Here is an 8,394-nt window from a genome sequence, read left to right on the forward strand (position 1 = left end):
CGAAGTGCGCGAACTTCGCGCACTTCGCGCACTTCGCGCACTTCGCGCGCGCCGCGCGCCTGCACCCCCGGAGGCAGCGAGGCGCAAAAAAATGGCTCAACTGGCGAAATCTTCACCACGAAAGGAGCGAACCGTGACGGACCAAAAAGCGAAGGCAACGGCCAAAGCGATCGAGGAAGCGTGGGCCTATTGGCTCAACGATCATCCAGTAAGCGTGCCCGAGATCATCGAGGACGCAATCAAGAAAGCGTACCTGGAGTTCCTGAACGCCAACCGCGGCGAGATCATCGCCGCGATCGCAAAGGAGGCCCGACATGGCTGAGAAGACCAAAATCCAATGGACGTCTCACACCTTCAACCCCTGGCGGGGCTGCTCGAAGGTTAACGACGGCTGCACGAATTGCTACGCGGAAAAGGAAGCCAAACGCTTCCCCAAAAACCGCGGCATCTGGGGACCAAACGGGACGCGCGTCAAGGCGGCCGCGGCGACGTGGGCCGAGCCGCTGAAGTGGAACGCCATGGCCCAGGCGGCCGGCGAGCGACGCCGGGTTTTCTGTGCGAGCCTGGCCGACGTCTTCGAAGAATGGGACGGTCGCATTCACGATCACGAGGGCCGGATCCTGCATCGCTGTGCAAGCTGTGGGAGCAATTGGGCCGAGGGCGAGGCGGTGCCATGCGAATGCGGGCGCGATCATCCGGTCAACTGGCTGACGATGAACGAAATGCGGCGTGACCTCTTCGCGCTGATCGATCGCACGCCCTGGCTCGATTGGCAGTTGGTCACCAAACGTCCGGAGCGAGTCTACGCGTGCTGGCCGCCCGTCATCTATCGCAACGACAAAGGCACCGAGATTTTCGTTGGGCCTGCGTCCGAACGAAAAACTTCCTTTCTCCACCGGCCGAACGCCTGGGTGCTGACGAGCGTCTCCGACCAAAAGACTTACGACGCATTCAAGCCGCGGTTGCTCCAACTGCGGGCCCTAGCGGCCGTGCTCGGCGTTAGCGTCGAGCCCATGCTTGCACCGATTCATTTCGGCGACCTGGCCGGCATCGACTGGCTCATCTTCGGCGGCGAGTCGGGGCCGCACGCCAGGCCCTGCAATCTGGGCTGGATCCGCGACGGCCTCGAGCAATGCGCCGACGGCAACGTCGCTGGGTTCATGAAGCAAGCCGGCGCCTTCCCGCTGGTCAGCATCGACGACGAGGTCCTGACTGAATGGGCCCTCAGCCGCGAGCACCTGCAGCACGCTCATGTCATCGAGGTCTATTTGCGTGACAGCAAGGGCGGCGACCTGGCCGAGCTGCCCGCGAGCCTGGCCGTCCGGCAGTTCCCGACCATGCGAGAGGCGGTGCTCTCATGAAGCGCCATCCCCTCATGCGGCAACCCGCTGTGTTCAGCGCGGACCGCCGCTATCGCTACTCGTTGACGCGTGAATGGGACCTGCGCCGCGGCCAGCTTTGCTGGATCATGCTCAATCCGTCCGTCGCCGGTTCCGAGCGCGACGATCCGACGATTCGGCGTTGCATCGGCTTCGCGCAGCGCTGGGGCTTTGGCGGCATTGTCGTGGTCAACCTCTTCGGCCTGGTCGCGACCTATCCGCACCAACTCTTGATGGCCAAGGACCCGATCGGGCCGCGCAACGATGACGCGATCCTCGAGGCGATCAGTAATCGCCGCGTGATCTGCGCGTGGGGCAACGTGTTTCATTTTGCCGAACGCAAAAGTGACGTGCTGCGGATCCTCGAGTCGACGAAGACGAATCCGCAATGCCTCGGCCTCACCAAGTTCGGCCATCCGTCGCATCCCGTTCGCCTGTCGTGGAAACAGAAACTGCGGCCGTTCAGGCCCATCATGCCGGGCAGCCGGCCGCCCATTGACACGGGGAGATTGATGCCATGAAGCCGACCCCGGAAATGTCGCGCGAGGAGCTGATGGACTACGTCCGCGGGTTAAAGCGGATGGTTCGCAATGTCGTGCCGAAATTTCCGTTGGAAGCCAGCGATCAGCTCGACTTCGCGCGAGCATCGGGCCTGGCTATTTGCCCGCAATGCGGACTGGAATATTTCGATCATCCAGCCGTGGATCAGGACGACCTTTTGACGATCGCCTGCGATGGTCGAATCCTCAAACTTTGAAAGGCCCCAAATGAAAACCCTCTTCGAATCACAGCGTACGACTCTCGACGACGCCTTGCGTACGACCGCTGCATCCCTCAACGCGTTCGGGGAAACGCACCGCCATTGGCGGCTTGCCTTCTCCGGCGGCAAGGACTCAACGGCGACGGCGGCCGCCGTCGCCTACCTGACCGACGCAGGCCTCGTCAAGCGGCCTGACACACTCGGTCTCATGTATGCCGACACACGCCTTGAGTTGCCCAACCTCCATGCGGCGGCGCAGCGAATGATGGGCGATCTGCGCCGCCGCGGCTGGGACGTTCAGACCGTGTTGCCGGACGTACTCAAAAGGTTCTTCGTGATGATGTTCGGCCGTGGCATTCCTCCGAGCCATTCGGGCTTTCGCTGGTGCACCGGCGTTCTCAAGGTCGATCCGATGGCGGAACTCATGCGTTCCATCAAGGGCGACTCCGGCGAGAAGCTGCTCGTGATCACCGGCATGCGCATCGGCGAGTCGGCCAATCGCGACAAGCGCATCACGCTCGCATGCGGCAAGAACGGCGGCGAATGTGGCGCAGGCTGGTACGAAGAGACGACGCCGGCCGACGTTGCCGACGTTCTGTCACCGATCTTGCACTGGCGGACATGCCACGTCTGGGATTGGCTCATGCTCGGCCGAAAAAAGCATGGCCTCGATTGCTCGCTCGTTGCAGAGGTCTATGACCAGGACGCGGAAGGATCGGCAGCGGAGGTCCTGAGCCGAACGGGCTGCCTGTCGTGCCCCGTGGCATCCCGCGACTATGCCCTTGAACGCACAATCCGCAAGCCCGAGTGGGCCTATTTGCAACCGCTGATGGAGCTGCGCACGCTCTATGAGGAGTTATCGCGGCCATGCAACCGGCTCAAGAAAATCGAAAGGCGCAAGGACGGCTCGATTAGCAAACGGCCAATGCGCCTCGGCCCGCTCGTGATGCCAGCCCGCCGGACGGGCATCGATACGGTGCTTTCGATTCAGGCGCGCGTCAACGCCGCGCGTGGTTCGCGACCGGAGGTCATTCTGATCGACGATGAAGAGCTGGCCTGCATCAACGGATTGATCGCGGCCGACACCTGGCCGCAGGGCTGGAACGGCGATGAGTGGGCGGGCAACGAGCTAATTGAAGACGTGCGGCCGGGAGGATTCTCGCTGCCCGTCCTGAACTTCGGCGATTGAGTGTCACGAGGATTGAACCATGCCGCGGCGTCCAAAAAATCCGCGAAACCTGACCTGCCTTTATTGCGAGATCCGGCTCATCGGCAAACGCCGCCACGCGAAGTTTTGCGGGCCCGCCTGCAAGCAAGCCTGGTGGCGCATGCGGCAACAGATCCGAGTCAAGATTCGTCTCGGGATACCAGCGTGAATCGTTACGGTTTCTACCCCGATCGGGGAGCAATCCGTAACGCGGGAGATTCAGCATGACCAGCATCCCCAAGGCCCTTGAGAAGGAAATCGCCGCTAGGATCCTCGAGGCGTCCGGGCTGCTCGCATTGATCAAACCCCTCGCCAATCGAGGCGGCAAACTCACTAAGGCCGAGCAGCGGGTGATGACTGATACGGCTTGGCAGGCCGCACGGCTGCTGAGTGACGCACAATCGGCCTTTTGGAAAGCCGAAGATGAAGCGGAAAAAACGTCCAAGATGGTTCGGCCCAACGGAGATCTATTCCAATGACCCGTCTTCATGCGTCGGCATCGGGTAGAGTTTCGCATGCCCCGCCGATTGCCCGAGAACCTGAGCCAAATCCATTCGGAAGCGATGGTCGCCGCGGCCCGCGTTGCGCTCGATCAAGGGCGTACGCCGGCCAAGAAGCGCAACGCGCATCGCGACCTGGTGATGGTTGCGACGGGCTTTTGCACCGGGTTGCGTGTCTTCGAGCTCTGCAAGCTCGAGCTTATGCACGTCGATCTCGTGGACCGCATGATCCGCGTGCGGCTCGGCAAGGGGGCGAAGGATCGCGACGTACCGATCCTCGAGCCGCTTGTGCCTCTCCTCAAGGAGTGGATCGGCGAGCGAACGAGCGGCTACCTTTTTCCCGGGCCCAAGGGCCGGCGCCTCTCCGAGCGGCAGTTTCGCGATCGCCTGGCCGCGGTCGCCAAGCGTGCCGGCCTGTTGCAGCGAGTTTACCCACACCTCATGCGGCACACGTTTGCAACGTCCTACCTCGAATCGAACGGCGAGGGCTCTCTCCGCGAGCTGCAGGAGCTGCTCGGGCATGCCAGTTTGCAGACGACGGAGATCTACCTGCACGTGAAGCCGGCCAGGCTCAAGCGGGGAGTCGATCGGTTGCCGTTCAAGTTGTGAATCCGCAAAAGGAGTTTTCCCATGGCCATGAATTTCACGCCGCTGGTTTTCACAAGCCCGATGCAGCCATTTTTGGCTGGGTTCCTGCTGGCGAGCGTTCTTCAGAAGGGCGGCGACTGCATGAACATCGTCGAGGCCATCCCCGCTGACGTGCCGACCGGTTTTGAAGTGTTGTTCGCAAGCGGCCTGCGCGTGGCAGTCCGCGTCGAGGTCCTTGAGCCGGAGAGGGTGCAATAAAACCGCCGATTTTCGACATTCTCGGCGGTTTTGGGTCGAACGAAGGAGAAAACCAAATGGCTATAGCTGCAGAGCTGAAGATTCCGCGGACGCGCGGTGATCGCTGTCGTCGCACGGCGGTACACCGAATCGTCTCTGGCGATAACGTGATCGAACTTACGTTTTCTTCCGACGCCCGAAGCGCGGTCCAATTCAATCGGGAGGCGGTGGCCTATTTCCGCATGATGGGCGTCAAGGTTGAACCGCCTGCCGACGAACCGCAAATTATTGAAGTTGGCGCCACGACATTGAGGCCAGCATGAAGGGAACCAAGCCATGCTCAACATTGAGGATCTCAAGAAGCTCATCGGCTTCCAGGTCGGCCCGGGCAAACAAACCGTTATCGTCGGGCCGCGCTTGATCTGCGTGGACTGCGGCCGACTAATCACCGGCCAAACAGAACCTGCGGACGGTTGGGAGCTCGAAGATGGCCGGATCGTGTGCGGCCCATGCTGCGCCGCTGATCTACGGCGCCTGGCGGCCCTGGCGAAGAAATGGCACCGAGACGAGCTGAAGAAACTGCACGGGGAAGAGGCATGACCCGCCGACGTCGGCGGGCAAGGAACTTTTCACGAAAGGAGTCTCAGATGTTGGTACTGTCCCGGTTCGTTGACGAGGAGGTCGTCATCACCCTCGGGGGTGAAGAGGTCGTCATCTGCGTCAACGAGATCAGGCATGGCAAACGCGTGCGCCTCGGTTTCACGGCGCCCGCGGCGGTGAAGATTCACCGGCGTGAAGTGGCTGACGAGATCGCGGCCGGCCAGGCCGCCGTAGAGGAGCCGGTTAGCGCTCCGTGCTAACCGGCGTCCATGCCAAACGCAACGGCCCTCGCTGTCCCGGCCCCGCTCGCAATCCTTTGTCCACAGGGGTTGCCAAGGGGTGCAGGCTCAAGGCCTGCCGGGGGCTCCGTTGCAACAACCATAGCAGCTTGCAACGTCAAAACGCAAGGGAAATCACGGTATGAACGACCTGGTTTCGACTTCGAAGCTGTTTCCCGCTTGGCAATTCAACACCGGGGCCCGCGTCATCGTCGGCGATCCCGTCATCGGCGCCATCGGCATGCCGATCGCTCTGATCACCTATCTGCACTACATCCACGCTCGCAAGGGCCGTCTTCATGTTCTGGTCATCTTCGATCGGTGGAACCAAGCGTGCGCGGATAGCCTGCTCGAGGGGCTCTGCGATGGCGAGGAATAGCCGCGGATCTGCCAGGCTGTCATGCACGGACCTGAACCGAGCTGCAATCGGCCGCTCCGCTCGATCGCCGACGGCGGTGCATGTCGGAGAGATGAAATCAGGGGATGCGTTTGAAGGTGACGGTTTTCATGCTGACGACCTGGCCGCCCTTGATGAACCAGACGTTGACCGTGATCAGCGTTGGATCGGTGATCGCCGCGCCGATCGGGCCGTGGTTGACGAAGTAGGTGCCGATCGGAGAATTCTTGTTCCACGTCCCGGTTGGGAAGATCCATGCCGTCTTCATTACCGCGGTCAAGTCGGGCTGGCCGTTCACCATCAGTGTGCCGCTGATGCTCACCGAGGAAAATTGCTTGGCGGTTGGGCCGCAAGAGAGGGTGACCGTCGATGTGTAGACGGGGGCCTGGCCGCCGCCCGGGCCTTTCTTCGGAACTGGAACGTGGGGGACGCGCTGAGCATGCGCAAGGGCCGGGATGAGCAAGGCGACAAGAACGGCAAGGGCGATTCGGCGATTCATGGCGGCTCTCCGGGGTGAGGCTGCCATTGTAACGCCAGGAATGGCGATGATGCCAGCTGAAACTTAGGATTTTTTTCCGGCTCGTCAGAGCCCGAAAACCGAGCCGGCGAACTTGATGGCCAGCGCCTTGAGCACTTCGAAGGGAATTGTTCCCCCTTTCTCTTTTACGGTCTCCTTGACCTTGATCCAAACCGTGTCGTTGCGGACCGCGTCCAGGAACTCATGTCCCTGCCAGGTCAACCGCCGAGCCATCCAATGCAGGCCGGCCCGCGTGCTAGCATCGGCCGCCGTCAGGTAGCCGCCTTCGTTCATGATCATAATTTGGTAGGACACTTCCGCTCGCGCGTAGCCTTCGATCTCGATATCGATTGGGCTTAGTCCGTTCGACTTCTCCTCGACCTGTTCCATGATTTTCCGACAGAGATCCATGTCGCGTTTCATGACGTCCTCCGTGGTTAGGATTTTTTCGACGGCCGGCCGCGGCCTGGTTTCCCTTCGGCCTCGCCGAAGTCGCATCCTTCGAAAATCGTACACCGAACGCCCAGGGCCTTGCAGAGCTGCAGCACCGTCCCAAACGTCGGTACGCGATCGCCTCTTTCCCAACTGATGATTGTGGGCAGCGAAAGCTCCATGGTGTCGGCAAGGGCTTGTCGAGTAATGCCCTTCGATTCCCGCAATTCCCGCAATTTATCAGCGAACTTCATGTTCGAACACCTAAAAAAAAAAGAAAAATGTTACAGATAGTATTGACAACTACCGTTACTGACTGTAATATTATTACACGAGGCAGGAACCAAAGTCAAACACAAAAGGAGATGGTCATGAAGAGCTTCATCAAGGGTTTCGAAGTGCAGATGGCCTGGAACCTGGAAATCGTCCGCCAGTTCGCTCTGGGCTTCGACGCCGGCGTTGACGACGTGAAGCCGATTGTTCGCGGCGTGGTCGATACGCTGCCGGCGCTGTTCTTCTTCGGCATCATTCGCATCTAACCACACAACTGCTCGCCCCGATGGAGAACGCCCCCATGTGTATCGAGCTGCGATCCATCCGAATCGAGAGCTACAACCACGCGATGGCCCAGGTCCGCGGCCTGGTCGGCCGGGCGTCGATCTGGGACGCCGATCTGCAGCTCCTGCCGAGCGTCCGGGCCTTGGCGTTCGCCGGCCGGCTCGATCGCCTGGAAAGCCTCCTGAACGCCGCCAAGGTGCTGGCGAGCCGGGCCGGACTGACAGCCGCTGCCGAGGCTCTGCGGGCCAAGGAAGCCGAGCTGCAGGCCCTGGGCGCTGAGCTGGCGGCTTTCCAGACGCCATCGGCCGACGTCGTCGTTCTCAGCGAGGATTGGGGCAAACGTGGCCGCGGGGCGAAGATCATGGCCTGGATTGTGGCCACGGGCGCCACGGCCGATCAGGTCGCGGCCCGCTATCAGCTCGCCCGCTCAACTGCTCAACGTTACATCCGGCGATGCCAGCTGCCGATGGCTCGCATCGCCGCCTAACCTGGGAGTCCAATCATGAAACGCAAACCGCTAGAAGCGCGTCCGCCGGAAGCGGTCGAATTCGAGGGCCGCAAGTGCCAACTGCGCGTCCTGACGCGTGAGGTCCTTATCGTCGCGACGCACACCGTCGGGGGCTGGAAGGCCTACGTCGGCATCGTGCCGGGCCGCAGCCACAAAGAGGAATGGCCGACCGTGCTGAGCTATGGCGATACGCTGGCCGAGGACGTGGCGAGGTTTCTGTTTCCTGACTTCGCAGACGAAAACTACGATCGTTAATCCCTTGTCCGTAAGGATGGCAGCCAAAGGGAGTTGGCCGGGCCAGGATGGCCCATTTTCTCATCCATTCAAACCGGAGTTTACCCATGGCCGAAAAAGTCACTACCCCGCCTCCCATCTCGACGAAGGAAATGCGCCGCAAGTGGGCCAAGATGCGTCGCTGTCTCATCTGGGTCAC

General features: G+C 61.3%; 18 protein-coding genes. 15 read left to right on the top strand and 3 right to left on the bottom strand.

The window, feature by feature from the left end; translation table 11 throughout:
- Window positions 1–133 precede the first annotated feature (133 nt).
- From Q0C64_RS12705 to Q0C64_RS12760, 12 genes are all read left to right on the top strand, one after another.
- Window positions 134–322, top strand: coding sequence for a hypothetical protein (locus Q0C64_RS12705; protein WP_294124208.1), 189 nt, complete (start codon window positions 134–136; stop codon window positions 320–322).
- Window positions 315–1,361: a DUF5131 family protein gene (locus tag Q0C64_RS12710; protein ID WP_294124209.1), complete on the top strand. Its 1,047-nt coding sequence runs from the start codon at window positions 315–317 to the stop codon at window positions 1,359–1,361. The genes Q0C64_RS12705 and Q0C64_RS12710 overlap by 8 nt, the downstream gene beginning before the upstream one ends.
- A complete protein-coding gene (locus tag Q0C64_RS12715) occupies window positions 1,358–1,900 on the top strand; it encodes a DUF1643 domain-containing protein (protein ID WP_294124210.1) in 543 nt (180 codons plus the stop codon). The genes Q0C64_RS12710 and Q0C64_RS12715 overlap by 4 nt, the downstream gene beginning before the upstream one ends.
- Window positions 1,897–2,136: a hypothetical protein gene (locus Q0C64_RS12720; RefSeq protein WP_294124211.1), complete on the top strand. Its 240-nt coding sequence runs from the start codon at window positions 1,897–1,899 to the stop codon at window positions 2,134–2,136. The genes Q0C64_RS12715 and Q0C64_RS12720 overlap by 4 nt, the downstream gene beginning before the upstream one ends.
- A gap of 10 nt (window positions 2,137–2,146) precedes the next feature.
- The gene (locus Q0C64_RS12725; protein ID WP_294124212.1) at window positions 2,147–3,328 is read left to right on the top strand and encodes a phosphoadenosine phosphosulfate reductase family protein; all 1,182 of its coding nucleotides are present in this window, start codon (window positions 2,147–2,149) and stop codon (window positions 3,326–3,328) included.
- Between the two features lie 242 nt (window positions 3,329–3,570).
- Entirely contained in the window at window positions 3,571–3,825 is a 255-nt protein-coding gene (locus Q0C64_RS12730; protein ID WP_294124213.1) for a hypothetical protein, read from the top strand.
- Between the two features lie 84 nt (window positions 3,826–3,909).
- On the top strand, window positions 3,910–4,455 hold the full coding sequence (locus Q0C64_RS12735; RefSeq protein WP_294124214.1) for a tyrosine-type recombinase/integrase: 546 nt from the start codon (window positions 3,910–3,912) through the stop codon (window positions 4,453–4,455).
- Between the two features lie 21 nt (window positions 4,456–4,476).
- A complete protein-coding gene (locus Q0C64_RS12740) occupies window positions 4,477–4,692 on the top strand; it encodes a hypothetical protein (protein ID WP_294124215.1) in 216 nt (71 codons plus the stop codon).
- A 56-nt stretch (window positions 4,693–4,748) separates the two neighbouring features.
- Window positions 4,749–4,994: a hypothetical protein gene (locus tag Q0C64_RS12745; protein WP_294124216.1), complete on the top strand. Its 246-nt coding sequence runs from the start codon at window positions 4,749–4,751 to the stop codon at window positions 4,992–4,994.
- A gap of 13 nt (window positions 4,995–5,007) precedes the next feature.
- Window positions 5,008–5,271, top strand: coding sequence for a hypothetical protein (locus tag Q0C64_RS12750; protein ID WP_294124217.1), 264 nt, complete (start codon window positions 5,008–5,010; stop codon window positions 5,269–5,271).
- A gap of 47 nt (window positions 5,272–5,318) precedes the next feature.
- Window positions 5,319–5,531: a carbon storage regulator gene (locus Q0C64_RS12755; protein ID WP_294124218.1), complete on the top strand. Its 213-nt coding sequence runs from the start codon at window positions 5,319–5,321 to the stop codon at window positions 5,529–5,531.
- A 160-nt stretch (window positions 5,532–5,691) separates the two neighbouring features.
- Window positions 5,692–5,928, top strand: a complete 237-nt coding sequence (locus Q0C64_RS12760; RefSeq protein WP_294124219.1) for a hypothetical protein — start codon at window positions 5,692–5,694, stop codon at window positions 5,926–5,928.
- A 97-nt stretch (window positions 5,929–6,025) separates the two neighbouring features.
- Here Q0C64_RS12760 and Q0C64_RS12765 read toward each other — a convergent pair whose 3' ends face one another.
- The 3 genes from Q0C64_RS12765 to Q0C64_RS12775 form a co-directional block, all read right to left on the bottom strand.
- Window positions 6,026–6,409, bottom strand: a complete 384-nt coding sequence (locus tag Q0C64_RS12765) for a hypothetical protein (RefSeq protein WP_294124220.1) — start codon at window positions 6,407–6,409, stop codon at window positions 6,026–6,028.
- A gap of 120 nt (window positions 6,410–6,529) precedes the next feature.
- On the bottom strand, window positions 6,530–6,886 hold the full coding sequence (locus Q0C64_RS12770) for a DUF2513 domain-containing protein (RefSeq protein WP_294124221.1): 357 nt from the start codon (window positions 6,884–6,886) through the stop codon (window positions 6,530–6,532).
- Between the two features lie 14 nt (window positions 6,887–6,900).
- Entirely contained in the window at window positions 6,901–7,149 is a 249-nt protein-coding gene (locus Q0C64_RS12775) for a helix-turn-helix transcriptional regulator (RefSeq protein WP_294124222.1), read from the bottom strand.
- Between the two features lie 117 nt (window positions 7,150–7,266).
- On the opposite strand from Q0C64_RS12775, the gene Q0C64_RS12780 reads away from it, so the two are divergent.
- Genes Q0C64_RS12780 through Q0C64_RS12790 form a run of 3 tightly spaced genes read left to right on the top strand, consistent with a single transcriptional unit; the run spans window position 7,267 to window position 8,216 of the window.
- A complete protein-coding gene (locus Q0C64_RS12780) occupies window positions 7,267–7,434 on the top strand; it encodes a hypothetical protein (RefSeq protein WP_294124223.1) in 168 nt (55 codons plus the stop codon).
- Window positions 7,435–7,469: 35 nt separating this feature from the next.
- Window positions 7,470–7,940: a hypothetical protein gene (locus tag Q0C64_RS12785; RefSeq protein ID WP_294124224.1), complete on the top strand. Its 471-nt coding sequence runs from the start codon at window positions 7,470–7,472 to the stop codon at window positions 7,938–7,940.
- A gap of 15 nt (window positions 7,941–7,955) precedes the next feature.
- Window positions 7,956–8,216 carry a hypothetical protein gene (locus Q0C64_RS12790; protein WP_294124225.1) on the top strand — a complete coding sequence of 87 codons (261 nt, stop codon included), beginning with the start codon at window positions 7,956–7,958 and terminating at the stop codon, window positions 8,214–8,216.
- Window positions 8,217–8,394 lie beyond the last annotated feature (178 nt).

The organism is Sphingomonas sp. (assembly GCF_023266535.1).
Taxonomy (GTDB): Bacteria; Pseudomonadota; Alphaproteobacteria; order Sphingomonadales; family Sphingomonadaceae; genus Sphingomicrobium.

Coding starts and splice junctions, on each gene's coding strand:
- Q0C64_RS12710 (WP_294124209.1), top strand. CDS start 315: ATGGCTGAGAAGACCAAAATCCAATGGACGTCTCACACCTTCAACCCC.
- Q0C64_RS12715 (WP_294124210.1), top strand. CDS start 1,358: ATGAAGCGCCATCCCCTCATGCGGCAACCCGCTGTGTTCAGCGCGGAC.
- Q0C64_RS12720 (WP_294124211.1), top strand. CDS start 1,897: ATGAAGCCGACCCCGGAAATGTCGCGCGAGGAGCTGATGGACTACGTC.
- Q0C64_RS12725 (WP_294124212.1), top strand. CDS start 2,147: ATGAAAACCCTCTTCGAATCACAGCGTACGACTCTCGACGACGCCTTG.
- Q0C64_RS12730 (WP_294124213.1), top strand. CDS start 3,571: ATGACCAGCATCCCCAAGGCCCTTGAGAAGGAAATCGCCGCTAGGATC.
- Q0C64_RS12735 (WP_294124214.1), top strand. CDS start 3,910: ATGGTCGCCGCGGCCCGCGTTGCGCTCGATCAAGGGCGTACGCCGGCC.
- Q0C64_RS12740 (WP_294124215.1), top strand. CDS start 4,477: ATGGCCATGAATTTCACGCCGCTGGTTTTCACAAGCCCGATGCAGCCA.
- Q0C64_RS12745 (WP_294124216.1), top strand. CDS start 4,749: ATGGCTATAGCTGCAGAGCTGAAGATTCCGCGGACGCGCGGTGATCGC.
- Q0C64_RS12750 (WP_294124217.1), top strand. CDS start 5,008: ATGCTCAACATTGAGGATCTCAAGAAGCTCATCGGCTTCCAGGTCGGC.
- Q0C64_RS12755 (WP_294124218.1), top strand. CDS start 5,319: ATGTTGGTACTGTCCCGGTTCGTTGACGAGGAGGTCGTCATCACCCTC.
- Q0C64_RS12760 (WP_294124219.1), top strand. CDS start 5,692: ATGAACGACCTGGTTTCGACTTCGAAGCTGTTTCCCGCTTGGCAATTC.
- Q0C64_RS12770 (WP_294124221.1), bottom strand. CDS start 6,886: ATGAAACGCGACATGGATCTCTGTCGGAAAATCATGGAACAGGTCGAG.
- Q0C64_RS12775 (WP_294124222.1), bottom strand. CDS start 7,149: ATGAAGTTCGCTGATAAATTGCGGGAATTGCGGGAATCGAAGGGCATT.
- Q0C64_RS12780 (WP_294124223.1), top strand. CDS start 7,267: ATGAAGAGCTTCATCAAGGGTTTCGAAGTGCAGATGGCCTGGAACCTG.
- Q0C64_RS12785 (WP_294124224.1), top strand. CDS start 7,470: ATGTGTATCGAGCTGCGATCCATCCGAATCGAGAGCTACAACCACGCG.
- Q0C64_RS12790 (WP_294124225.1), top strand. CDS start 7,956: ATGAAACGCAAACCGCTAGAAGCGCGTCCGCCGGAAGCGGTCGAATTC.